Annotated in this window: 17 protein-coding genes; 9 read left to right on the top strand and 8 right to left on the bottom strand. The window is 58.1% G+C overall.

The window, feature by feature from the left end; all coding sequences use genetic code 11:
• Positions 1 to 113: 113 nt before the first annotated feature.
• From Q1A74_RS12635 to Q1A74_RS12620, 4 genes are all read left to right on the top strand, one after another.
• The gene (locus Q1A74_RS12635; protein ID WP_299596491.1) at positions 114 to 4,070 is read left to right on the top strand and encodes a cellulose binding domain-containing protein; all 3,957 of its coding nucleotides are present in this window, start codon (positions 114 to 116) and stop codon (positions 4,068 to 4,070) included.
• Positions 4,071 to 4,121: 51 nt separating this feature from the next.
• Positions 4,122 to 5,369, top strand: a complete 1,248-nt coding sequence (locus tag Q1A74_RS12630; protein ID WP_299596488.1) for a DUF1552 domain-containing protein — start codon at positions 4,122 to 4,124, stop codon at positions 5,367 to 5,369.
• Between the two features lie 2 nt (positions 5,370 to 5,371).
• The gene (locus Q1A74_RS12625) at positions 5,372 to 6,757 is read left to right on the top strand and encodes a DUF1566 domain-containing protein (RefSeq protein ID WP_299596485.1); all 1,386 of its coding nucleotides are present in this window, start codon (positions 5,372 to 5,374) and stop codon (positions 6,755 to 6,757) included.
• A gap of 165 nt (positions 6,758 to 6,922) precedes the next feature.
• On the top strand, positions 6,923 to 7,363 hold the full coding sequence (locus Q1A74_RS12620; protein ID WP_299596481.1) for a MarR family winged helix-turn-helix transcriptional regulator: 441 nt from the start codon (positions 6,923 to 6,925) through the stop codon (positions 7,361 to 7,363).
• A 41-nt stretch (positions 7,364 to 7,404) separates the two neighbouring features.
• On the opposite strand, the gene Q1A74_RS12615 is transcribed toward Q1A74_RS12620, so the two are convergent.
• On the bottom strand, positions 7,405 to 7,818 hold the full coding sequence (locus Q1A74_RS12615; RefSeq protein ID WP_299596478.1) for a DUF2147 domain-containing protein: 414 nt from the start codon (positions 7,816 to 7,818) through the stop codon (positions 7,405 to 7,407).
• Positions 7,819 to 8,052: 234 nt separating this feature from the next.
• On the opposite strand from Q1A74_RS12615, the gene Q1A74_RS12610 reads away from it, so the two are divergent.
• On the top strand, positions 8,053 to 8,730 hold the full coding sequence (locus Q1A74_RS12610; RefSeq protein ID WP_299596475.1) for an NUDIX domain-containing protein: 678 nt from the start codon (positions 8,053 to 8,055) through the stop codon (positions 8,728 to 8,730).
• Between the two features lie 136 nt (positions 8,731 to 8,866).
• Here the strand turns inward: Q1A74_RS12610 and Q1A74_RS12605 are convergent, their stop codons facing one another.
• Both Q1A74_RS12605 and Q1A74_RS12600 read right to left on the bottom strand, forming a co-directional pair.
• Complete coding sequence (locus tag Q1A74_RS12605; protein WP_299596472.1) at positions 8,867 to 10,471, bottom strand: glycoside hydrolase family 43 protein; 1,605 nt, start codon at positions 10,469 to 10,471, stop codon at positions 8,867 to 8,869.
• Between the two features lie 13 nt (positions 10,472 to 10,484).
• On the bottom strand, positions 10,485 to 11,897 hold the full coding sequence (locus tag Q1A74_RS12600; RefSeq protein ID WP_299596469.1) for a glycoside-pentoside-hexuronide (GPH):cation symporter: 1,413 nt from the start codon (positions 11,895 to 11,897) through the stop codon (positions 10,485 to 10,487).
• Positions 11,898 to 12,061: 164 nt separating this feature from the next.
• On the opposite strand from Q1A74_RS12600, the gene Q1A74_RS12595 reads away from it, so the two are divergent.
• Positions 12,062 to 13,243 (top strand): endo-1,4-beta-xylanase, encoded by a 1,182-nt coding sequence (locus Q1A74_RS12595; protein WP_299596467.1) that lies wholly within the window; start codon positions 12,062 to 12,064, stop codon positions 13,241 to 13,243.
• An 8-nt stretch (positions 13,244 to 13,251) separates the two neighbouring features.
• Here Q1A74_RS12595 and Q1A74_RS12590 read toward each other — a convergent pair whose 3' ends face one another.
• Entirely contained in the window at positions 13,252 to 14,742 is a 1,491-nt protein-coding gene (locus tag Q1A74_RS12590; protein WP_299596464.1) for a YdiU family protein, read from the bottom strand.
• Between the two features lie 19 nt (positions 14,743 to 14,761).
• Positions 14,762 to 16,252, bottom strand: coding sequence for a Ppx/GppA phosphatase family protein (locus Q1A74_RS12585; protein WP_299596460.1), 1,491 nt, complete (start codon positions 16,250 to 16,252; stop codon positions 14,762 to 14,764).
• Between the two features lie 82 nt (positions 16,253 to 16,334).
• Here Q1A74_RS12585 and ppk1 point away from each other — a divergent pair, with 82 nt between their 5' ends.
• On the top strand, positions 16,335 to 18,476 hold the full coding sequence (gene ppk1 / locus Q1A74_RS12580; protein ID WP_299596457.1) for a polyphosphate kinase 1: 2,142 nt from the start codon (positions 16,335 to 16,337) through the stop codon (positions 18,474 to 18,476).
• Positions 18,477 to 18,482: 6 nt separating this feature from the next.
• Here the strand turns inward: ppk1 and Q1A74_RS12575 are convergent, their stop codons facing one another.
• Both Q1A74_RS12575 and aceK read right to left on the bottom strand, forming a co-directional pair.
• Positions 18,483 to 18,992: a hypothetical protein gene (locus Q1A74_RS12575; protein ID WP_299596454.1), complete on the bottom strand. Its 510-nt coding sequence runs from the start codon at positions 18,990 to 18,992 to the stop codon at positions 18,483 to 18,485.
• Positions 18,993 to 19,125: 133 nt separating this feature from the next.
• Positions 19,126 to 20,886, bottom strand: a complete 1,761-nt coding sequence (gene aceK / locus Q1A74_RS12570; RefSeq protein ID WP_299596451.1) for a bifunctional isocitrate dehydrogenase kinase/phosphatase — start codon at positions 20,884 to 20,886, stop codon at positions 19,126 to 19,128.
• Positions 20,887 to 20,953: 67 nt separating this feature from the next.
• Between aceK and Q1A74_RS12565 the strand changes: the two genes are divergently transcribed.
• Entirely contained in the window at positions 20,954 to 21,562 is a 609-nt protein-coding gene (locus tag Q1A74_RS12565; protein ID WP_299596448.1) for a MarC family protein, read from the top strand.
• 97 nt (positions 21,563 to 21,659) lie between these two features.
• A complete protein-coding gene (gene ybaL / locus Q1A74_RS12560; RefSeq protein ID WP_299596445.1) occupies positions 21,660 to 23,363 on the top strand; it encodes a YbaL family putative K(+) efflux transporter in 1,704 nt (567 codons plus the stop codon).
• A gap of 129 nt (positions 23,364 to 23,492) precedes the next feature.
• Here the strand turns inward: ybaL and Q1A74_RS12555 are convergent, their stop codons facing one another.
• A complete protein-coding gene (locus tag Q1A74_RS12555) occupies positions 23,493 to 23,639 on the bottom strand; it encodes a lmo0937 family membrane protein (RefSeq protein WP_161859444.1) in 147 nt (48 codons plus the stop codon).
• Between the last annotated feature and the right edge of the window lie 240 nt (positions 23,640 to 23,879).

Below are 23,879 nucleotides of genomic sequence, written 5' to 3'. Positions count from 1 at the left end.
CGCCGTTTCTGCGTTCCACATCAGGTCGTCGGTAAGCTCCGGGGGCTGAATGGTACAGGCGCCGCCGCACTACGGTGGCATCCGTTTACACTGCAACGGTGCAGGAAATAATAATGAATAGTCCCGTCCAGAAAATCTCATCATTATTGCTGCTCTTATGCGCATGGTGTTCCACATCCGCGGCGATCGCTGCAACCTGCGAGTACGTCGTGGTCAACGACTGGGGCTCCGGCGCACAGGCCAGTATCCGAATCACCAACAACGACACCAGCCCGATCAACGGCTGGGAGGTGGGCTGGGCGTACAGCGACGGCACAGTGGTGACCGATAGCTGGAATGCCGATACCTCCGGTGACAACCCCTATACCGCGACCAATTCTTCCTGGAACGGCAATCTCCAGCCGGGTCAGTTCGCCGAATTCGGCCTGCAGGTCAGCAACGGTGGCGGCAGTGCTTCGGTGCCGGCGATAACCGGTTCTATTTGTGAGGGAGGTAGCAGTTCCAGTTCAAGCTCTTCCAGCAGCAGTTCGGGCTCAAGTTCCAGTTCTTCTGGCAGCTCCAGCTCCTCCGGTAGTTCCAGTTCCTCCAGTGGCGGCGGCCCCAGCGGGCCACCCCCGGCGGTGGAGTTGGAGCGGGCGTTCCCGAACCTGACCTTCAGTCAGCCACTGGGGCTGATGCAGGCGCCGGGGGACGATTCCCGTTGGTATGTGCTGGAAAAAACCGGCACCGTCTACTGGATCGATGCCAACGACAATGCCACGGCCACCAAGAACACCTATCTGGATCTGTCTGGTCTGGTGGATACCGCGGTTGAGGGCGGTGTGCTGGGGATGGCCTTCCATCCGGACTACCAGAGCAATGGCCAGGTTTTCCTGTCGTTCACCACGCCGGCTTCGGAGCCGATGACCTCGGTGATCGCGCGCTTTACGGAAAGCACGGGTGGCGCCAGCCTGGACGCTGGCTCGCGCCAGGATATCCTCTCCCTGCCGCAGCCCTACGCTAACCACAACGGCGGCCACATCGCGTTCGGGCACGACGGCTACCTGTATATCGGTTTGGGCGACGGCGGTTCCGCCAACGACCCCCAGGCCAACAGCCAGGACACCAGTAACTGGCACGGCGCCATGCTCCGGATCGATGTGGACAGCGGTTCTCCCTACGCCGTTCCCGCGGACAACCCTTTCGTGAGCGGCGGCGGCCTGCCGGAGATCTACGCCTACGGCCTCAGAAATCCCTGGCGCTGGAGCTTTGACAAGTCCAGCGGCGATCTGTGGCTGGCAGATGTGGGCCAGTCCGGGTATGAGGAAATCAATGTGATCGAAAGCGGCGGCAACTACGGCTGGCGCTGTCGCGAGGGCTTTCACAGCACCTCTAACAACTGCAGCACCAGTGGCCCTTACGAGGATCCAGTGTTCGAGTACGATCACGGGCTGGGGCAATCGGTCACCGGTGGCTACGTCTATCGCGGCTCGCAGATTGCTGGCATGCAGGGCGCCTATATTTTCGGTGACTACGTTAGTGGCCGGGTGTGGGCCTATACCGATGCGATGTACCAACTGTTGGAAACGAATCTGGGGATTTCCTCATTCGGGGAATCCAACAGCGGCGAAGTTTATCTGGTGGATATCATCGGTGGCACTCTGCACCGGATCGTCGGGGACGGTGGCAGCAGCTCCAGCAGCTCCAGCAGCTCCAGCAGCTCAAGCGGTTCTTCAGGCTCAGGTAGTTCTTCCAGCTCAGGTGGCTCTTCCAGCTCAGGTGGCTCTTCCAGTTCAGGCGGTTCTTCCAGCTCAAGCGGTTCTTCGTCCAGTGGCAGTGGCGGCGGTGATGGCGTTTCCTGCGCAATCACTAACGAGAATGTCTGGACTAGTGGCTACCAGTTTGATGTCACCGTGAGCAATGCTGGCACCAGCGCGGTGAGCGGCTGGGAGGTTGCGCTTCAGTTCAGTGAAGCGCCGCAGGTCACGAACTCCTGGAATGTGGACCTGGCCGTTTCGGGCAACACTGTCAGCGCCAGCGACGTCGGCTGGAATGGTGCGCTGTCCCCTGGAGACAGCGTCGAGTTTGGCTTCCAGGGCGACCATGACGGCAGCTTTGACCCACCGGATTGCCTCGGGCCCGGCGGCTCGTCCAGCAGTAGCTCGAGCTCGTCCGGTGGCACCGGCTCCTCGTCAGGCGGCTCCAGTTCGTCATCCGGCAGCTCCAGTAGCGGCGGCACCGGCAATATGACCGGCGGCGAGATCTATGCGGCCAGTTGCGCCGGTTGTCATGGCTTCGCCGGCGATGGCGGTCGCGTCGGCGTCCCGCTGACGACGCCTCAGGACCTGGATTTCATGATCGGGTTTATCGAGAACAACATGCCCATGGGCCGAGCGGAAGAATGTGGGGCTGAATGCGCGGAAAGGGTCGGCAACTATATCGCCGATACCTTCTGGGAAGACCTGGAACCGCTGAATTGCGAGATGGTCCGCTACGGTGCGCGCCAGTTAAAACTCCTGACCCGTGCCGAGTACCAGAATACGGTCGGGGATCTGCTGGGTGTGGATTTCGCCGTTGCCGAGAGCCTGGCTGACGACAATCAGGTGGGCTACTTCATCAACAACACACACGCCTCGATGGTGACCAGCACCTACGATCGCTTCCTGACGGCGGCCGAGGAAATAGCGGCCTGGTCGGCGGCGCGCGACTTCTCACCGGCACTGAACTGCGGCGCCTTCAACCAGAGCTGCGTGGATCAGTTTATCGGCGACTTTGCGCCGAAACTCTTCCGGCGCCCACTGGACACCCAGGAAGTGGAAACTTACTCGGAACTGGCCAACGGCACACTTACCGAAGGCGATGTAAAAGGGGGCATGCAGCTCGCGCTGATGACCATGCTGTCTTCGCCACAGTTCCTTTATCGCCACGAATTGGGTGAATCGAATCCGGCCAATAGTGCAATTGACATGAACGCCTTCGAGTTGACCTCGCACGAAATGGCTACCTGGCTGAGCTACTCGTTCGCCGGTTCCACCCCGGATGATATCGCCCTGCAGAAGGCGGCCAACGACGAGTTGCGCGACCCGGCACAGATCACCCAGGAAGCGCAGCGGCTGCTGGACCTGGCAGAGGCCCGGGACACCATGGGTGACTTCGTCGGAAGCTGGCTGGGGACCGATAGCCTGGAAAACGCGCCCAAGGACACGGCGGCCTGGCCCGGTTTCGAGAATGTGGCGCCGCATATGGAGCGGGAAATCCGCGAAGTCTTCGCCGAGGTGATGCTGAACGGCAACGAGGCTTTCGCCTCCCTTTATGATGCCAATTGGACCTTCGTCAACGGACCCCTGGCGCAGCACTACGGTATCAGCGGCGTTTCCGGCGACGACTTCCAGCAGGTCACCACAAGTGACCGCGGCGGCATCCTCACCAGCGGTGCATTTATGGCGCGCTGGGCAGAGCTGACCGAAACCTCGCCGATCCGGCGTTCGGTGCGCGTGCGCCGTCGCATGCTGTGCCAGGACCAACCGGATCCGCCCGCCGGTATCACGGAAAGCCGCGCCGAGCGTCTGGAAGAACTGGCGGATCTGATCGCCGATCCGGCCACCACCAACCGCGTGAAGTACGAAGCGCTCACTTCCGTGGCGCCCTGTCTGAACTGTCACCAGGAGTGGATCAACCCCCTCGGCGGCGGCATGGAAGACTTCGACGCGGTGGGCAACCCTCGCAGCGTCGACCTCAACGGCAATCTGATCGACGCCAGCGGCGCGTTGTACGCACCGGATGTGCTGAGCAACCGCGGCGAGTCGATCGCGTTCGAGGGTTCGCGCGGCCTGGGTCAGCTACTGGCGACCCTGCCCGCTGCGCAGTCTTGCGTATCGCAGAATATGTTCCGCTTTATGCTCGGGGTGGGGCACGACAGCATCGACAACTCCAACCCGGAAGGGCGGGCACTGGATCCGGTCGAGGAGGAGGGTTACGCCTGCACGGTAGAAGATATGACCGACACCCTGGTGCAGCAGAGCCCCCGGGCGATGCTCGAAAACATGAGCACTCTGGATGCGGTGCGTTACCGCAAAGAGTGGCAGCGCTGAGGCACCCGGACCCAGCCGATCAGCCATATAAACAGAATAAGGGCGCAAGTTATGAAAAAGCCATACAAGAATGTGTTTGACAAAAGACGCAGGGATTTACTGAAAATTTTCGCCGCTGCGGGGATCGGCCAGGGACTGCTGCGGGCCTCGCCGCTGGTCGGGGGCATGATGGCCTCCCGCCTGGCCGAGGCGCAGACGGGCCCCAACAAATCGGTGGTGATTTATGTACCCGACGGCGCCCTGCCGGAACACTGGTACCCCAACGAGGATCTGACCAGTTTCGGGGCCATGTCCCAGCCTTACAGCACCGTCGCCAGCGAGTGCAACTTTCTCAGAAACATGGGGCACCATCGCGGCGGTCACGGCGTCATGCCCACAATCATCAACAACAGTTGGGGCGGCGATAGTTTCGACGTGAACATGGGCAGAATCCTCGGTGAGAACCTGCCATTCACCTACGTGAACCTGGGCGTGCACAGCAATGGCAACGGCGTTCTGACCAAGGACAACGGTTCGAAAGTGCCGTTTGAAGACAACCCCTTCAACGCCTTTAACCGGCTGTTCGGGAATCTGCAATCGGGCGGCGGGGGCGGTGATCCCAAGCTGAACGCGGTGGACGCACACCTGGATGCAGTCAACGCCCTGAAAACAAAACTGGGGTCTTACGAACAACAGCGCCTCGATTCTCATTTGACGGCGATCGAGGAAACCCAGCGGCGCCTGCAGGATCTGGGCGGTGGTGGTATGTCCTGCGACGCCGCCAGCCCACCGGTCGAGTTTCCGATCGAATTTTCCACCTTCCAACAACAGGCGGAATTGCAGGCGGATATCATCGCCCTTGCGCTAGAGTGCAACTTTACCGCCTCCTGCTCTCTGGCACTGGGCAACGACGGTGCCGAGTTCACTCTGCCCTACCTGGATTTCCAGAACACCTACCACTCATCCATTCACGGCGGCAACGGCGGCGATCCGACTTACCCTCACTACCGGGAGACCCGGGCCCACCTGAGCAGCCTGTCGGCTTCACTGATCGGCCGCCTGCGGGACCGGGGGCTGCTCGACAGCACCATCGTCTGCGAGGTTACCGATATGGGTAACGGCGATGCCCACAGCAACACCGACGTGCCATTGATCATGGCCGGCGGCGGCGGTGCCATACAGCGCGGTGTATCCAATGCCGGCGGCGCTTCCTATACGCCCCTGCATCAGATACACACGGCGGCGGTGGCCCTGCAGGCCCACCAGCACCCGTTGTACCAGGGTTATCAGAGTGAAGTGATTCCGGGTGTGTTGGCCTGAATATGTTCGTGCATAAAACTGCGCCGGTCATTACGCTGGCTTTGGCGGTCGCCTGCCTGTACGGATGCTCGGAATCCGGGGGGGATTCTTCCCAGCCGCGAAACAAACTCAACGACACCGGCATCACCTGGGGTGCGAATTACCCCAGGGGCGTCAACAGCGATTGCACCGCAAGTGTTGACCGCGAGCGGTTGCCCAATGGGGAATCCCTGGTGGGCGATATCCTCAGCCAGCAGGACTGCAATCAGGGCCGGGACATCGCCAGCGAAGGGCGCGCCGATGACGCGGCCGGCTTTGCCTATCGCAAGGTCGACGCCAAAGGCGAGCTGCTGCCCGAGGACGCGCAGAGCTGGCAGTGCGTACTGGATGAAACCACCGGTCTGGCCTGGGAGGTCAAACAGCCCGGCGACGGCATCTACGGCAACCGCGGACGCCACGACGCCGACGATGTCTTTACCTGGTACAACCCGGACAAAAGTGCCAACGGCGGTGCCATCGGCGACTGGAACAGCCGCTACGCGCAGTGCACCGGCTATGTCGAAGGCCAGCCAGCCACCTATTGCAATATCGAGGAATTCGTCAGCCGCACCAACCGGCGGGGGCTGTGCGGCTTCGACGACTGGCGTGTACCGACAATGGATGAACTCTCCGGCCTGGTGAACTTTGGACGCAGCGCCCCGGCCATCGACACTACCTATTTTCCCAACACCCAAGACGGTTTTTACTGGAGCCATTCGCCGGACGCCGAATTGCAACAGAGGGCCTGGGCGGTCAACTTCCAGTTCGGCTACTCCGCGCCCATGCCGCGGAACAACGGTCGCCATATCAGGCTGGTCAGGGATTGGGCGGACGGATCCGGGAAAAACGAACCCAGCCCGGCATCGGCATCGGCACCGCAGCTGTCGGCTGCCCCGGCGCAGGCCGCTCAGGGCTGCAATAGCGAACAGATCTGGGCCTCGGCACCCGCCTCCCGCTATCGACAACAGGACGATGGTTCCGTTGCCGACACCGAAACGGGCCTGATCTGGCGCGCCTGTCTGGAAGGTGTCGCGGGAGAGGCCTGCGACCGGGGTGACCCCCTGGGGCTCAACTGGGCCGAGGCTCTGACCTATGCGGCGGCACTCGACAAGAAGGGCGCGGTCTCCGGCGATGGCGATTGGCGCCTGCCGAATATCCGCGAGCTGGGCAGCCTGCTCGAGCTGCAATGCGCCGGCCCGGCGATCAACCGCGCGCTTTTCTCAAATGCCGCCTCAGCGGACGTTTGGTCCTCGTCACCGTCTAATTTTCATACTCATTATTCTTGGTATGTGGATTTCGCCAGCGGCGCACTCACCTACGGCGAACGGGAAAAACCCAAAGCCATTCGCCTGGTGCGCGACGCCCGGTAAAAAACCGCCCTGTCCGCAATGGAACAAGACACGAAAGGCCATCCATGGGGATGGCCTTTTTTTTACTATAAGCTCCAATCCGACGTTGAGTTTAAGGCAAGTTTCCATACAATGACCCGGTTTTGAGTCGGGGTCATCTCGGCGCACTTTAAAAAATGAGCTCGTATGAAAGACTCTGAAATCAGAGCCCGCATGTGCTTTGAGCTGCATAGCGTAGCGCATCTACTTCGTCGTAATTTTGATCGTCGCGCCAAAAGCTACGACCTCACTCGCTCTCGTTGGCAGATACTGTGGAATCTTTCCCGGGAAGAGGGCGTAAAGCAGGCTGAGCTGGCAGATCGTATGGACGTCGCACGTATCAGCCTGACGCGCCAACTGGATCTGCTGGAAGCCGAGGGCCTGGTGGAGCGCCGGCAGGACACGGAAGATCGGCGCTGCTATCGGCTCTATTTGACGGCTGCAGCTGCGCCGGTCTTGCAGGTGTTGCAGCAGCTTGCCGAAGAGACTCGCACTGAGGCGCTGGCTGGCCTCAGTGCCGAGGAGCAAAGACAGTTGTTTGGTCTGATAAGTCGAGTACGGAACAATGTGAGCCGCGGCGAAGGATAAACCGTTGATCGCAGGCAGGCGGCCCAGACTTTAATTCAGGTTTACTTTGCCGGGTACCAGGTCTGGGTGCGATAGAAGAACCCGAGGTACCCCCGCACCATCAGGTTGCCGTTTTCTTCCCACATTTTGCAGTCATAGACCTTGCCCTTTACCGGGTCAAGAATCTGGCCGCCCTCGTAGACGTCACCTTTTTTTACCATGTTGGTGATGACATTCATGCCGACAATTTTCTGACCCTTTCTATCGCCCGGGCAGGCATCGCACACGGTGTCGTCCGGCTTCATCAGCAGGTCTACCACCTTGCCATAATATTTACCGCCCTGTTCATAAATCTCTACCACTGACTTTTTCTGTCCGGTTTCATCGTCAATGGTGGTCCAGCGTCCTACCACATCGGCAAACGCGAGCTGGGTGGTGAACAGCAGGGTGGTGAGGGCAACGAGTAGAGTTTTCATAGTGGGATCCATCGCTAGAACAAGGTGTGACCATATCACCTTATCCGGTCGGTTTCTGCCTTGGGGCTTCTATTTTAGTGTAGATGCTCTCGGTAACGGCACCATTTCGATTCCGCGTTGGCGCTGTCATGCTCCGGTATCTGTGGAATAATCCGCAGATTCGCCAATGAATAAACTGCGCCGGTGGTAGTGTATGCCGGCAGCCAGGCCACAAGCGGAACGCGCGATCAAAATATGGATACCCCGAAACACGCACTCACCGTAGACAATGTGATTTTTGGCTTCGACGATGGCGAGCTGAAAGTACTGATCGTCAAGCACGGTGAGGGTGAAAGCCGCGGCCGTTGGGGGCTACCGGGAGACTGGCTCAAGCTGGAGGAGACGCTGGAGCAGGCCGCCAGTCGGGTGCTGCAGGACCGCACCGGGGTCAGGGATATCTTTCTCGAACAGTTGCATGTGTTCAGCGATTTGGACCGACACCCCGGTGACCGGATCATTACGGTCGCCTTTTTTGCTCTGGTTCGTTCAGATGCGCACGCGCTCTCCGCGGGTAAAACCGAAATGGATGCCCAATGGGTGAATGTGCGGGATACACCGGAACTGATTTTCGATCACCAGCGCATACTGAGCGCAGCGCTGATGCGTGTGAAGCACAAGGTGCGCCACGAGCCCATCGGCTTTAATCTGCTGCCGGAAAAGTTCACCCTGCTGGAATTACAGCGGCTGTACGAAGCAGTACTGAATATCACTCTCGACAAGCCCAATTTCCGTCGCAAAATGATGAAAATGAACCTGCTGGTGAGTACCGATGAAAAGCAGTCTGGGGTCAGCTACCGTGCTGCCAATTTATACCGGTTTGATTTGAAGGTATACAAAGAGCTGACCGAACAGGGATTTGTGTTTGAGGTGTAGCGTTTTTTGGGGTTTAGCTTTTTCTCGCGAAGAATAAAAAAGCCCGGGACGTTCGGCCTCCGGGCAACAGGTGTTTGCGAGAAACTACTCATCAGTAGCATCCTGAAAATTTCGGGCAGTGATGCCAACCGGCAACTTATTGCTCGATGTACTCGAAAAAATCGAAGTCGGCCGGGCAGTCGGCTCCGGAAATATCCTGGCAGGCCATGCCCACAAACGCGCCAGTAAAGCTGGCACCTTCGCCGCGCCCCGCCTCATCCGAGACGATACTGTAATCCAGTGTATCCCCGACCTTCTGCCAGCTTTCCCCATCCGTAGACCAGAGAAAATCCAGCTTCTCGAACGCCACCTGCGCACGGAGGTAAATGGGTACGCTTTGCGGGACCGGCACCACTTTTTCACTACCTGAGCCGTAATTCCCCAGTGGGAATTGCACATCGGTTACCTCACCTTCGCTGTGGCTCATGATGGCCAGGTGCCTGCCGTGCTCATCGTCGTGGGAGATATACAGATAGTAAAATTTCTGCCCGTTGTAGTAGCAGGTGAGGCCGGCCATCTGCTGAAAGCTCTCTGGCACAAACTCCACACGGGTGGTGGCGGTGAAGCAGAACGCCTGCTGGCGCCGGGCAACTAGCGCCTGCTCGAATAGGTTGCCGATAGACTGCTTGCCGTACAGGCGCAGGTGGCCGGGCCGATCTTCCAGGCTGTAGAAATTTTTCGGATAGGGCGTGCGCAACCATTGGAAGTGCATGGGCAATTCCGCACCGTCGAATTCGTCGCGTGTTGGGTCTTCGGGCCAGGAGTGTGTGGGCAGGTCCGGGGTATCCAGGGTGGCCTGGGGCTGATTGTTGCCGTGGGCCAGACGCAGCCAGCCGTCTCCACTCCACTGTGCCCGCTGTATGGCGGTTTCGCGGCCCAGTGGGCTGCGTTTCAATCCGGGTAGCGGGCGGGTGCAGAGATGCACCGCGAAGACTTCACCCTGGGGTGTTTCCACAATATCGCCATGGCCGGAGCGCTGCAGCAGCAGTGCCGGGTTGTCCACCGAGGTGAGGAAATATCCCTGTGGATCCACCTCGTAGGGGCCTTGGATATTTTTGGCCCGTGCAAAGGTCATGCGGTGTTCGTAGCCGGTGCCGCCCTCCGCGGTAAGCAGGTAGTAGTAACCGCTGCGACGATAAATATGTGCGGCTTCGGTCAGCCCCGCCTCGGTGCCGCGGAAAATATTGGTGATGGTGCCCACCAGTTTTTTCGCCACCGGATCGTATTCCTGTAGCAGGATGCCGCCAAAAGGATTCTTCCCGGTGCGGTGGTCCCACACCATATTGATAAACCATTTGCGGCCGTCATCATCGTGGAATAGTGACGGGTCGAAACCGCTGCTGTTGATGTAAACCGGATCGCTCCATTCACCCTCGATAGTGTCGCAGGTAGTGATGTAATTGTGCGCATCTTTGAAGCTACCGTTGAAGCGCTTCACGTCCGTATACACGAGATAAAACAACCCGTTGCTGTAGGACAGGCAGGGCGCCCAGATGCCGCAGGAATCTGGGTTGCCGCGCATGTCCAGCAGCGCCTCCCGGTTCAGTGGGCGGCTGACCAGACGCCAGTTCACCAGATCCCTGGAGTGGTGAATCTGTACCCCCGGATACCACTCAAAGGTGGAGGTAGCAATGTAGTAGTCCTCGCCTACTCGCACGATGGAGGGGTCCGGGTTAAAGCCTTTCAGAATTGGATTGTTCATCACGTCCTTACTTCTACAAACTGTGTTGGTTGGAAACCGCAGGAGCAGTCTTGGGAGGAAGGGCGTCTGCATCGGTGGGCTGCGCGCCGCTTAGGTGGTCGGCGATGTAAGCGTTCGTAAGCTGGTAGCGGCGGAAAATTGCCATGGAAATAAGTGTGCAGATCACCGGGCCGGCGGCATAGATCAGTACGATGCCGTTCAGGGTGCGCTCACTCTGAACAGCATTGGGGGCATAGTCGAAATACCCCAGCAACCAGCCTGCACTGGCGCCGCCAACGGCGAGGCCGAGCTTCAACGCCATCAGGTGGCCGGAGTAGGCCATAGCCATTTTTTTGGGGTGCCCTTTCTGAGCAAACCAGTCCACCGCATCCGGCACCATGGAAAACACCAGGGGAATGGCAATCATGTGCACGTAGTTGGCGGCCATCGCCAGCCCCAGAGCCAGGTAAACCTGATCGCGCCCCAGTGGCAGTATCGCCGCGTGGGTGACGATGACACCAATCATCGACCAGTTGAACAATTGGACTTTACAGAAGCGCTTGGCGAGAAAGTTGGTGCTCACTGCACCGGCAACGCCGGCCAGCATGGGCAGGCTGACAAACAGGCTCACCAGACTTTCGGTCTGGAAATAGTAAGTCACATAGAAAGGCGTCACCGCGCCGCGCATGGCAACGAGTACTAGCAGGAAAAATGTCGTCGCGGCAATGATGGCCCACTGGCTGTTGCGGAACAGATTGAAAAAATCCCCGGCAAAATTTCTCATTCGAAATTTTTCGGCGCTCTCTGGCCCGGCCTCGGGCTGCACGCGCTCGCGGGTGGACCAGAAGCAGATAAAAAAACACAGGGCGGCGATTGTGGCCATTACTGCCATCGCCAACTGGTAGCCAAACACTTTGTCTCCCTGTCCTAACAGGTTCACCAGCGGCAGTGTCAGCGCGGACACCAGCGCGCCGCCCACCATGGCCATGGCAAACCGGTAGGACTGGATAGAGGCACGCTCGGTGGTGTCTTCGGAGATTACGCCGCCGAGAGCAGAGTAGGGGATGTTAATGGCGGTATATACCGTCATCAGCAGCGTGTAGGTAACGTAGGCGTAAACAAGTTTGCCATTCTCCCCCAGGTCCGGGGTAGTGAAAGCCAGTACCGCGAGCCCGGCGTAGGGCAGCGCCATCACGAGCAGGAAAGGACGGTAGCGTCCCCAGCGCGAGCGGGTGCGGTCTGCCATGCCGCCAACGACCGGGTCCGTAATCCCGTCGAAGATACGCACCAGCAACAGCAGGGTGCCCGCTGCGGCGGCAGAAATGCCGAATACATCGGTGTAAAACACCAGCAGGAAATTGATCACCACCTGAAACACGATGTTGCTGGCGGTATCACCCAGGCCGTAGCCAATTTTCTCGCGAACGCTGATGGCGGACGATTGCATGGTTTTCTCTCGGTTTTTTATTGTTATTGATCGTTGATTACTCATGATAGTCTTATTGACTATAACATGAGGGGCGGGCCTGTCTAGCGTTTTGCCATTGGGGTGATCCCGGATGTGCAGGCTAAAAAGCAATCAAATAAAAATAAAATAGAGGAAGAGAATCCATGAACAAAGCGATGAATCAGTGCCGGCGGCAGTTTCTGCGAAGCGCTTTGTCTGCAGCGGCCGTGGGCCTGGTGACAGGCACTGCGATACCGGGTCGTTTACTTGCCGAAGCGAGTTTCAAGGCCGGTGCAGGTACCGGACTGGCCGCGCTTTTCGCCGGTGATTTCAAGCTTGGCACCGCGCTCTCCAACACCACCCTGTTGGCCCGGAACCCGGGTATTGAAGCCCTGGTGGCACGGGAGTTCAGTGCCATCACCGCGGAAAATGCAATGAAGTGGGAGGAGGTCCATCCGGATGCGGAAAGCTGGGATTGGCAACGCGCAGACTACTTTGTTGGCTATGGTCAACGGAACGGGATGTACAACATCGGTCACACGTTGGTGTGGCATTCACAGATGCCGGAATCTGTATTTGTAGATGGCCACGGCCGCCTGCGTCCGGCGGCCGACGTTAAATTATCCATGGAGACCCACATCGCTACGCTGGTCGGCCGCTACCACGGCAAAATTCAGGCCTGGGATGTGGTCAATGAGGCGGTAACCGACGAGGGCCTGTGGCGTGAAAGCCTGTGGTACAAATCTTTGGGAGAGGGCTTTTTCCCGCGCGCCTTTCACCTGGCACAGGAGGCGGACCCCCAGGCCGAGCTGCTGTACAACGATTACAGCATGACGATCCCTGCGAAGCGGGATTTTGCCCTGGCGCAGATCGTAAGATTCCGTAAAAAAGGGATGCCGGTTCACGGTGTGGGTATGCAGGCTCACGTGCATTTGGCAGATCCCGAGCTTGCCAGCCTGGAAGCCAGTATTGAAGCCATCGCCGCTACTGGCCTCGATGTGCACATTACCGAACTGGACGTCGATGTGCTGCCCAAGGCCTACGACTATATGGGCGCTGAGATCTCCACCAACTTTGCCTATGCCGATGCATTGAATCCCTATCCGGAAGCGCTGCCGCAAAAGGTGGTGGACGAACTGGCGGCCCGTTATGAATCTCTGTTCAGGCTGTTTTGGAAGCATAGGGAGGTGGTGCGCAGGGTTTCTCTGTGGGGCACCACGGATGCAGAATCCTGGAAAAACGACTGGCCGGTGGTAGGGCGCACTAACTACCCGCTCATTTTTGATCGCGATGGCACGCCCAAAAAGGCGTACCACGCGATTGCCGGTTTAAAACGAGCGATCTAAAGCCCGATTCAGGACGAGCAGCTGATGGGCAGATGTTTTCCGGTGTCCGTGGGCGCTGCGGCCCAGTCTTCAAACCCGGGGTGCTCGTCGAATGGCGACTGTAGCAGATCAAACAGAATCCCCAGGGGCTGGTAATCACCAGCCTCAGCGGCCTCGATCACCCGCTGTGCCAGGTAGTTGCGCAAAACAAATTTGGGGTTGGTCGCCAGCATCGCCTGGCTGCGTTGCTGCGCAGGGCGCTTTTCTTTTTGCAGCCGCTGGTCATAGCGTCGCAGCCAGTCCTGCAGTACTGCGTGTTGGGAGGGCGAGACCAGTGCTTCCAGCGCAGCCGCGGGTCGTTCTCCGGTGTAATGGCTGAGGGTGCGGAAAAACAGCGAGTAATCCACCTGCCCCTGCTCCAGTATCTGCAGCAGGTCTGCACACAGCTGCTGATCACCATCGTCTTTCAGCGCCAGTCCCAGTTTCGCCCGCATTAATCCCGCGTAGTGCTCAATCAGCAACGGCTGAAACTGACCCAGGCAATCCTTCAGGATTTCTGCGTCCAGCAGTGAAGAAAATGCGTGGGCCAGTGCGTTCAGGTTCCACAACACTACTCCGGGTTGCGCATCAAAAGCGTAGCGCCCGGTGTGATCCGAATGATTGCAGATAAAGCCGGGCTCGTAGTCGTCGAGAAACCCGTATGGGCCGAAATCAAAGGTGTCGCCGATGATCGACATGTTGTCCGTATTCAGCACACCGTGGGCGAAGCCCACTGACTGCCAGCCTGCAGCCAGCTCGGCGCTGCGCTGAACGGTAAAGCGCAGCAGTGCTTCCGCCTGTTCCTGAATCGGTTGGCCAGTCACTTCTGGCAGAAACTGTGCGCATACAAACTCCACCAGCTGCTTTTGTGCGTCCAGCTGGCGGGTGTAAAACAGATATTCGAAATGGCCAAAGCGGATGTGTGTGCGCGCTACACGAATCAGGGCCGCGCCGGTTTCCATGGATTCCCGGGCCACCGGTTCGCGGCTGCCGACAATACTGAGCGCGCGGGTGCTGCGAATTCCCAGTGTCGACAGTGCCTCACCGGCAAGGTATTCGCGGATGGTCGAGCGCAATACCGCACGGCCGTCGCCGAAGCGGGAGTAGGGAGTTTTCCCGGCGCCTTTTAAATGCAGGTCCCAGTGTTTACCGGAATTTTCCACTTCGCCGAGCAGTAGTGCACGGCCATCACCCAGTTCCGGGTTGTAACCGCCAAACTGGTGGCCGGTGTATTTCATGGCAAGAGGCACACTGCCGGCAAACAGTTTGCTACCGGTGGTGTAGCTGGGCCAGTCCGGGTGGGTGGCTTCGGCGACATCCAGTCCGAGAAGCGCCATCACCTCTTTGTTCACATGAATAAGGTGTGGATTTTCAAGCGGTGTGGGCGCCGTAGGGGTGCCGAATACCGGGCCCAGGTCAGCGTAGCGGTGCTGTAGTTGCAGTCGGTCGAGTGATGTCGCAGCAGTGCCGGATTTCGTCACGATGTTCCCGAAGAGGTTGCTAGATATGTTGCAGGGCGAGCTTGATGCCTTTGTCTTCCCAGCACTGTACTTCCAGGGCTAGCAGATCTTCGATGGCCGGATACTGATAGATCCAGTCTTCTGGAACCCGCAGGTGGTAACCGGGGCCCTCGGCGGAAAGGTCGAGCCCAGTTATTTCCCGATCCACATGATCCCGGTGCACGATGCAGGCGAGGCGGAGGCACAGTAACAGCTCGCTGCCGGGGTGGAAACCGTAGTGCTCCTGAACCGCTTTGATGTCGCCGCGCTGGTTGCGCACCAGGTAGGCGAGGTTTTCCTGTTCGTTTTTGCTGAACCCGGCCATGTCCGCATGCTCGATCATGTAGGCTCCCAATTTGCGAAAACTGCTGTGGGAGAGCGTCAGGCCGATCTCGTGCAGGTCGGCGGCCCAGTGCAGTAAGCGTCGCTGGGCGACTTGGGCGTGCGGATTCAGTTGGCCGAGAAATTGCAGCGCGGTATTGGCAACCCGTTTCGCCTGTCCGGGATCGATTTCACCGCGTTCCATCAGGTTGGCAACGGTATCCGCACGGCGGTCACCACCGGCGGCACGGCCCGCGAGGTCATGCACAATGCCTTCGCGAATGGCATAGGGTGAGATATGCATCTGCTGGATATTCAGCTCGCGGAAAATCCCGTGCAGTATTGCGAGGCCTGCGGCAAACACCGGGCGGCGCTGTGGCTCCAGGTATGGCAGCTCGATGGCTTCCACGGTGTTACAGCTGGCCACCGTGTCGGCGAGTGCGTCCAAGTCTTCCCGCAGGATCGGCAGTAATTCACCATTGTTCAGTACCCGCGCGACGGATTTGATGGTGCCGGAGGCGCCCATCACCAATGCTTCATCGGCGATATGTTGCAGCTCCTGAAGCTCAGCCTGAGCGGCGCGGCGGGCACGGATAAAGTTGTTGCGTTTGCCGGCGTCGATTTTACCGCTTTCGAAAAATCGGCGATTGAACGCGACACAGCCCATACTGACACTCTGCAGCTGCCTCGGGGACTCGACTCCACGCACCAGTTCGGTAGACCCGCCGCCGATATCCACCACGCAGCGCAATTGTGGCGGCCCATCGGCTGCAGCCATCACCCCGGAATAGATCAGCCGCGCTTCCTCGATACCGGCGATGATTTCGATGGGGGCACCGAGAATGGCTTCTGCGGCCTCCAGAAAGCCATCGGCGCGGTTGCTGGCTGCGCGCAAGGTGTTGGTGCCGACCACGCGTACATTGTCCAGCGGGAGATCCTGGATGACCGGCGCGAAACGGCGCAGGGCTTCCAGAGCGCGCTCGGCGACGTCGGGCGCCAGGTTGCACTCGCTGTCCAGCCCCTCGGCCAGGCGCACCATGGCGCGGTCGGTGTGCAGGCGCACCATGCGCTGATCGCGAAACTCGGCCAGCAGCAGATGGAAACTGTTGGATCCCAGGTCAAGGGCGGCGTAGCGTTTGTGGCTGGTTTCAGCGGCGTTATCGGCTGTCATGTTTATCGCTGTCAAATTCTCGTAACAAAAATGTAGCAAACTGGGCAGTCATCACCTATGGCTTTTGAGAGCGTCCATCCGTTTGAAACCGAATAATTTTGCTCTGCCGACAGGCCTGCCAAGCTCCACGGGAAAGCCCCTGGAGTCCAGTTCCACGGAAAATGCACTAGAGAGTATGGCAAAAGAGATTCCCCTGTATCCCAAGGAGCTGAGCTGGCTCTCGTTTAATGCCCGCGTCCTGCAGGAAGTGGAAGACGAGAGTGTGCCCATTATCGAGCGGGTGCGCTTTCTTGGCATCTTCTCCAACAATTTGGACGAATTCTACCGGGTTCGCGTGGCGGATGTGCGCCGCCTGGCCACTTTCGCCAAGGGGAGTAAGAAAAAAGAGCATTTTTCCGACCTGCTCGGGCATATCAATGAGAAGGTGCTGCGCCTGCAGGCTCGCTTTGGCAACGCCTATGCCAAAGTGTTGAAAGATCTGCGGCGCAACCATATTCACGTCATCAACGAGCGCCAGTTGACCGACAGTCAGCGCGCCTATGTGGAGGAATATTTCCACCGTGAAGTATTGCCTGAGCTGGAACCCTTCTTTATTGACGATCGGGATACCATGCCCCTTCTCAATGAAGCGAGCATTTACTTCGGCATATATCTAGAGCTGGAAGACGGCAGTCTGCGCTTTGCCGGGCTGGAGTTACCCACGGATATTCTGCCGCGGTTCGTCGCCATCCCGCATCGGGAGCAGCGCCATGAAAAGGTTTATATCGTTCTCGATAATGTCATCCGCGCCTGTCTGGTGGAGGTGTTCCGTTTTGTGCTGCCCATCGAAAAAGCGGCTGCGTACACCTTCAAAATCAGTCGCGACGCGGAACTGGAGTTGGGGGAGCACGTCACGCAGAATCTTGTCGATCGATTGGCAAAATCGCTGAAAAAGCGCAAGCAGGCGGAGCCGGTACGCCTGGTGTACGACTCGACCATGCCGGAAGCGCTTCTGCAGCTGATCAAGAAAAAACTGAAAATGGGGCGTTACGACAGCTATACCCCCGGCGGCCGCTATCACAACTCGAAAGACTTCATGAGTTTTCCGGCGGACAGCAAGCAGCATACCTACCGCAAAATCAAACCACTGCCCACACTGCCGGACAGCGCCAATATTTTTGACTGGCTGCGGGAGGCGGATCGCCTGTGTTACTACCCGTATCATGATTTCCGCGTGATCACGAAATTGCTGGCGTCTGCAGCAATTGACCCCAAGGTTCGCGAAATCCGTATCAACCTGTATCGGGTGGCGCAGAACTCACGGGTGGTGGCAGCACTGGTGAATGCGGTGCGCAACCAGAAACAGGTGACCGCGGTCGTGGAGCTCCAGGCCCGCTTCGATGAGCAGGCGAATATTCACTGGTCCAACGAGCTGAGTGATGCGGGCGTGGAGGTTATTTACGGTGTGCCGGGGCTGAAGGTGCACTGCAAGCTGATTTCCATCCTGCGTGAGGAGGGTGGAAGAAACCGCTATTACAGTCATTTTGGTACCGGTAATTTTAACGAGAGCACCGCGCGCTTTTACTGCGATTTCAGTCTGCTGAGCAGTGACGACAAAATGGGCGAGGATGCGTATCGGGTATTCGACTTTATCAAGCAGCCCCATTTGCAGCCCGGTTACCACCATATCTGGATGTCGCCGCACACTAACCGCCCGAACATCCTGGCCTGTATCGACAAGGAAATCGCTGCGGCGACGGCGGGCGAGCCGGCAGAAATATTCATCAAGTGCAACAACCTGGTAGATTCCGAGGTGATCGACCACCTGTACCGGGCCGGCGCTGCCGGGGTGCGAGTGCGAATCATCGTGCGCAGTATGTGTGCCCTGTTGTGCCAGACCAAAGGTCTGTCAGACAACATCAAGGTCATCAGCCTGGTAGACAAGTATCTGGAGCACGCACGAATCTACGCATTCCACAATGGCGGCGATGTGCAGGTGTACCTGTCTTCCGCCGACCTGATGACACGCAATCTGGACCATCGGGTAGAAGTCAGTTTCCCGCTGCAATCCGCTGTTCATCGAAAAACCGTGCTGGATATTATGGAGCTGCAGTGGCAGGACAATCAGAAGGCGCGGCTGCTGGATGCGGATCAGACCAATGGACGTATAGCCAATCACAAGAGCAAGCGCAATGTGCGCTCGCAGGATGCAATTTACCGCTACTTGAAAAAGCTGGATGTGTGAGGCGGATCAGTTCCTGCTGAGCCCCACCAGCTTGCCGTTGTCAAACGACAGCCGGTAGCGTTTGCCGACCTTCAGATGTTCCTTGCAGCGGGATTCAATGGTGATGCGGGGAAATTGCGGTGTGACCACCCAGGTGGAAAAATCACCCTCGGGGCCGCGCCGGATCAACCAGTAGTGATCGCCGTGCTGGCAGGTGCCTTTTTCCTGGCAGTTGTCGTACCCCCAGACAAAGGCGCGTACATCGTATTTCTGCGGCAGGTTGGAGGCGGGGCGGAACGGCAGGCGGGGATCGTCGGTAACGTCATAGAGGTCATCAAAGGTCACCAGCTTGAAGCCTTTGGCGGGCGTTTTACAACTGGCGGCGTGAATACTGACGCCGGCAGCGGCCTCCGGCGTTTTTGACTTGCCGGTTCCGATTTCGGATTCCATCTCGCTGGGCAGGTAACCGCAACCGCTCATCGACAGACTCCACATCACCAATCCGACACACAGGGCTTTACCGCCGAAATACCGCACTTCTTACCTCCATCGGTACCAATCCGCTGTTTTAACTATAGCTGGTGAATACCCGCCGTCAGTGGGTGCTATGCAGTTAGTCGGCTGTCACCTCGTCATTCTTGTGCGGCACCGTTTCACGCTCCACTGTATTTCACTGTCCACTGCGTTTGATGGGTAGCCGATGAAAGCGAACCTTGCGGCGGTAGGGGAAGGTACTGTCTACCCGGCCGGCGCGAATACGCTTCTGCAGGCGCTGCCAGTAGTGGTAGTCGTACAGGTCGCTGTGCTGATCCTCAAACGCTTTGCGGGCCACCGGGTTGCCGGAAAAAAACAGGCGAAATTCTTCCGGGAAGACATCGGCTTCCGCCACGGTATACCAGGGGCGGTCAGCCAGTTCTTGCTCGACGGTCTGCGGCTCGGGTATTTTGCGGAAGTTGCACTCGGTGAGTGGGCAGAGCTCGTCGTAATCGTAAAACACCACCCGCCCGTGGCGGGTGACGCCGAAATTCTTCAGCAGCATATCGCCGGGGAATATATCCGCTGCCGCCAGTTGTTTGATGGCATTGCCGTATTCTTCCATCGCCTCGATGGTCTGCTGCTCGTCCGCCTGATCCAGGTACAGGTTGAGCGGTTCCATGCGCCGCTCTACATACAGGTGCTTGATGATGACCCACTTGTCATCCACATGCAGCTTGGACGGCGCCAGGGTCTGCAGTTCGTGTAGTAGCTCATCGCTGAACCGATTGCGGTAAAAAATGAAATTGGTGTATTCCTGGGTATCGGCCATCCGGCCCACCCGGTCGGCGCGGGATACAAATTTGTACTTTTCCCGGACGACTTCTTCGGTGACGGTTTTCGGGAAATCGAACTTGTCTTTGATGACCTTGAACACCACTGGATAGGAGGGCAGGGTAAATACACTCATCACCATTCCCTTGATCCCCGGGGCGATGATGAACTTGTCGTTGCTCACCTTCATATGCGCAAGGATGTGGCGGTAGAACTCGGTTTTTCCGTGCTTGTGGAAGCCGATGGAGTTGTACAGCTCGGATTTTTCCTTGAGCGGCATGATGGTGGAAAGGAAGCGTACAAACCGTGACGGGATAGGCGCGTCCACCATGAAATAGGAGCGGGTGAAACTGAAGATGATACTGGCGGAGTCGTTGTCGTGGATCAGTGTGTCCACAAAGATACTACTGCGGCCGCTGTTCAGGCAGGGCAGGATCAGCGGGATCACTTCCCCGGCGAACATCAGCCGTCCTACCAGGTAGGCAGCTTTATTGCGGTAGAACACGGATTCCAGCATATCCACCCGCAGCCGCTGTTCGTCGTCCTCCTCCAGCTTGCCCGCCAGGGGGCCCTCGCGCAGGCTTTTACAGATGTTGGCGATATCCCGCGGCATGTCTTCCCAGGGAATGGAGAAACTGTAATCGGCGAGGATGTCTTCGATCATCGCCTCCAGCCCCTCACTTCCGCTGTAGCTGATATAGATGCTGTAATCTCGCAGTGGCTTTTCGTCCGGTGCGCGGGAAGATTTCACGAAGCAATGGCTGTCGTGGATATGTGCATGCTGGAACTGGCTGCAGAACACCGAGTTAAAAAAGGTCTCGGCGATTTCGTAATTGTTGTTGTTGGCGATCAGTTGGGCGTACGTGGCCTTGGCCTGCCCCCACAGTTCCAGCTGGGTCGTATCTTTGCTGGTTACCGAGTGCACAAGCTTGAGCACCTGATTGACCTTGACCTTGTAGAGGTCAATGCGCTCCTTGTTGGTTTCCCGTACCGCCGGCCAGGCGGCGGTTTCAAATCGCGCCTTGGCGCCCAGGGTAATATTCTGAAAATCGGCGAAATAGGCATCGAAGCCATTGAGGATGGTCTTGGCGATACGGCGGGCTGTCGGGGAATGGTTTGTCATGCACTAGACTCTTGTGGAATCATATCCTCTATTTTTTCGATACTAGCACGCGCTAACAGGGAACCACTTGAACGATTGGATCAGCAGCTTTGTCTTTTTCTTTGCCGTAATCGACCCGGTAGGCACCCTGCCGGTGTTTATTGCGGTGACCAGTGCACACAGCGAATGGCAGCGGCGCAAAATCGCGCTGTTGGCGGTTGCAGTGGCCACGGGTATTTTGATGTTCTTCCTGTTGCTGGGCCAATACCTGCTCGAAGCGGTCGGTGTGCCACTGTCGGCGTTCCAGGTAGCTGGTGGTATCGTCCTGTTCCTGTTTGCCTTAACCATGATATTCGGTGAGGGCAAACCGGAATCTGAGGTAGGAATCGTGCGAGAAGGGCACGAAACGGCCATATTCCCGCTCGCGGTGCCTTCGATCGCCTCTCCTGGCGCGATGCTGGCTGCGGTCGTGCTCACCGACAATCACCGCTTTGACCCGATTCACCAGGTGAAATCCGCTACCGCCATGCTTGCGGTCCTGGGAATCGTATTGTTGCTACTGCTGACCGCCAACTGGATCTACCGCTGGATTGGCAGTGCCGGTGCCAGTATCGTCAGCCGGGTGATGGGGTTGATTCTTGCTTCTGTGGCCACAACCAACGTGTTGGTGGGGCTGCAGCAGTTCTTTATGACCTGACGGTTGCCCTGTCCACCACACGTTACACCTCTGTCAACGCCTAAATTCGCCCCAGTGAACTGGTTGGTGTTGTCCATACATGCGCTAAGGAAAACGCTTGCATCACAATATTGCCCTGATCACCACCATCTCAGTCGCGCTCGGGTTAGCGCTGGTACTCGGGTTTATCGCCGTGCGCCTGCGCTTGCCCGCCCTGGTGGGGTATATGATCGCGGGCGTAATGATCGGGCCGGCTACGCCGGGCTTCGTGGCGGATATGGCGCTGTCCCAGCAGCTGGCGGAAATTGGCGTGATTCTGCTGATGTTCGGTGTCGGGCTGCACTTTTCCCTGAAAGATCTGATGGCGGTGCGGCGCATCGCCATTTTTGGTGCTCTGGCACAGATAATGGTGGCGACTGCGCTGGGTGCTTCCGTTGCACACTGGTGGGGGTGGAGCCTTGGTGCCAGTGTTGTGTTCGGCCTGGCGTTATCGGTTGCCAGTACCGTCGTGCTACTGCGGGGGCTTGAGTCGCGAGGCTTACTGGATACGCTGAACGGCCGAATTGCGGTGGGCTGGCTGATCGTTGAAGACCTGGTGATGGTATTTGCCCTGGTGGTATTACCGGCGCTCGCCGGATGGCTGGGAGGGGATACTCCAGGGGCTGAGGATGCCGGCAGCCTGCTTGTCACCGTTGCCCTGACACTGGGAAAAGTGGGTATCTTTATCGCGCTGATGCTGCTGGCCGGCCGGCGTCTTTTCCCCTGGTTACTCTGGCAGGTGGCACGCACGGGGTCCCGCGAGCTGTTTACGCTGGGGGTGATCGCCACCGCCATGGGAATCGCCTATTTTTCCTCGGTCATCTTTGGTGTGTCTTTCGCACTCGGTGCCTTTTTTGCCGGCATGGTGCTGCGGGAGTCCGCCCTCAGCCACAGGGCGGCAGAAGAGTCTTTGCCTCTGCGCGATGCCTTTGCGGTCTTGTTTTTCGTTTCGGTAGGTATGCTGTTTGACCCGGCCATGTTGCTGGAAGAGCCTGTGCGGGTATTGACCGTTGTTGCGATCATTGTTTTTGGCAAGACCCTGGCCGCCTTCCTGCTCGTTCTGTTATTCCGCTATCCGCTGAACACGGCTTTTACTGTATCTGCCAGTCTCGCGCAGATTGGCGAGTTTTCATTTATTCTCGCGGCACTGGGCATGTCGCTGGGGTTATTACCCGAACAGGGGCAAAACCTGATCGTTGCCGGTGCATTGATTTCCATCGCGCTGAATCCGCTGCTTTTCAATCTGATCGAGCCGGCGCAACGCTGGATACGTGGGCGCTCGAAACTGGCGCGGGCCATGGAGCGTTCCGCCGACCCCCTCGCCGAGCTGCCCATGAGCACCGATTTGCGATCCCTTACCGGGCACGCCCTGATCGTTGGCTACGGCAAGCTGGGAACCCGTATTGGTACTCAGTTGCGTCAAACCGGCATGTCCATCGTGGTGGCTGAAATACAACGGGAGCGGGTGGAGCGATTGCGCGCTGAGGGAATTCCGGCGGTTTGTGGAGATGCGTCGGATGAGGATGTATTGATCCAGGCTCACGTTGCCAGAGCACGCATGCTGATTGTGACGGTGCCCGATATGGTGCGCACACAGAAAATGATGGCAACGGCAAAGCTCTTGCGCCCGGAAATCACCATTCTGGTCTGTGCGGAAAGCGAAGAAATGGATCCGATTCTGCGCAAAGAGGGGGCAACCGCGGTATTTGTTGGAGAGCGTGAACTCGCGCAGAATATGGGTGATTTTGCCGTCGACCACCTGGCAGGGCATGCCGATCCATAGGGTTGATGTCGGCAGTGATTACGGCAGTGTACTGACAAGCACCCGGGCGTTGTCGGCCCGGGCGCTGGTCAGATCACAATAAATCGGCTTTGCCTTCGGTGTTCGGCTTCGCCCGTGGGTTTCGCTTCGCTATGGTCCGCGGCCCCGCACCAGGCGCAGGATCAGCAGGATTACTGCAATCACCAGTAATACGTGCAGAAAGCCACCCATGGTGTACGAGCTCACGAGCCCCAGCAGCCAGAGCACGACGAGTATGACAATAATTGTCTCAAGCATGTTCGCTACCTCATAAGGCCCAGTTTGGGCATTGGTGGGAGTTGGCTATGGTGGGCCAGATGCCACGGCTTCTCAGTGAAGGTGACAGTAGAGTTAAAACATTAGTCTGCATTTCGGCTGCCCACCAAAAATACTGTTCTCCTATTGCGAAGAGTGCTAATTCGGCACTAAATCATTGAAAAACGGTCTTATCCAGCTTGTTCCAGTAAAGTAAGACCGGTATCAGAACGGCAGACGACG

This window comes from uncultured Microbulbifer sp. (assembly GCF_947504145.1).
GTDB lineage: Bacteria > Pseudomonadota > Gammaproteobacteria > Pseudomonadales > Cellvibrionaceae > Microbulbifer.
The sequence above is the reverse complement of the archived record's forward strand: the minus strand, read 5'-3'. Positions and strand labels throughout refer to the sequence as shown.

What these genes read in the sequence shown, in the direction of transcription:
- Q1A74_RS12635 (WP_299596491.1), top strand. Translation starts at nt 114, where the DNA reads ATGAATAGTCCCGTCCAGAAAATCTCATCATTATTGCTGCTCTTATGC.
- Q1A74_RS12630 (WP_299596488.1), top strand. Translation starts at nt 4,122, where the DNA reads ATGAAAAAGCCATACAAGAATGTGTTTGACAAAAGACGCAGGGATTTA.
- Q1A74_RS12625 (WP_299596485.1), top strand. Translation starts at nt 5,372, where the DNA reads ATGTTCGTGCATAAAACTGCGCCGGTCATTACGCTGGCTTTGGCGGTC.
- Q1A74_RS12620 (WP_299596481.1), top strand. Translation starts at nt 6,923, where the DNA reads ATGAAAGACTCTGAAATCAGAGCCCGCATGTGCTTTGAGCTGCATAGC.
- Q1A74_RS12615 (WP_299596478.1), bottom strand. Translation starts at nt 7,818, where the DNA reads ATGAAAACTCTACTCGTTGCCCTCACCACCCTGCTGTTCACCACCCAG.
- Q1A74_RS12610 (WP_299596475.1), top strand. Translation starts at nt 8,053, where the DNA reads ATGGATACCCCGAAACACGCACTCACCGTAGACAATGTGATTTTTGGC.
- Q1A74_RS12605 (WP_299596472.1), bottom strand. Translation starts at nt 10,471, where the DNA reads ATGAACAATCCAATTCTGAAAGGCTTTAACCCGGACCCCTCCATCGTG.
- Q1A74_RS12600 (WP_299596469.1), bottom strand. Translation starts at nt 11,897, where the DNA reads ATGCAATCGTCCGCCATCAGCGTTCGCGAGAAAATTGGCTACGGCCTG.
- Q1A74_RS12595 (WP_299596467.1), top strand. Translation starts at nt 12,062, where the DNA reads ATGAACAAAGCGATGAATCAGTGCCGGCGGCAGTTTCTGCGAAGCGCT.
- Q1A74_RS12585 (WP_299596460.1), bottom strand. Translation starts at nt 16,252, where the DNA reads ATGACAGCCGATAACGCCGCTGAAACCAGCCACAAACGCTACGCCGCC.
- aceK (WP_299596451.1), bottom strand. Translation starts at nt 20,886, where the DNA reads ATGACAAACCATTCCCCGACAGCCCGCCGTATCGCCAAGACCATCCTC.
- Q1A74_RS12555 (WP_161859444.1), bottom strand. Translation starts at nt 23,639, where the DNA reads ATGCTTGAGACAATTATTGTCATACTCGTCGTGCTCTGGCTGCTGGGG.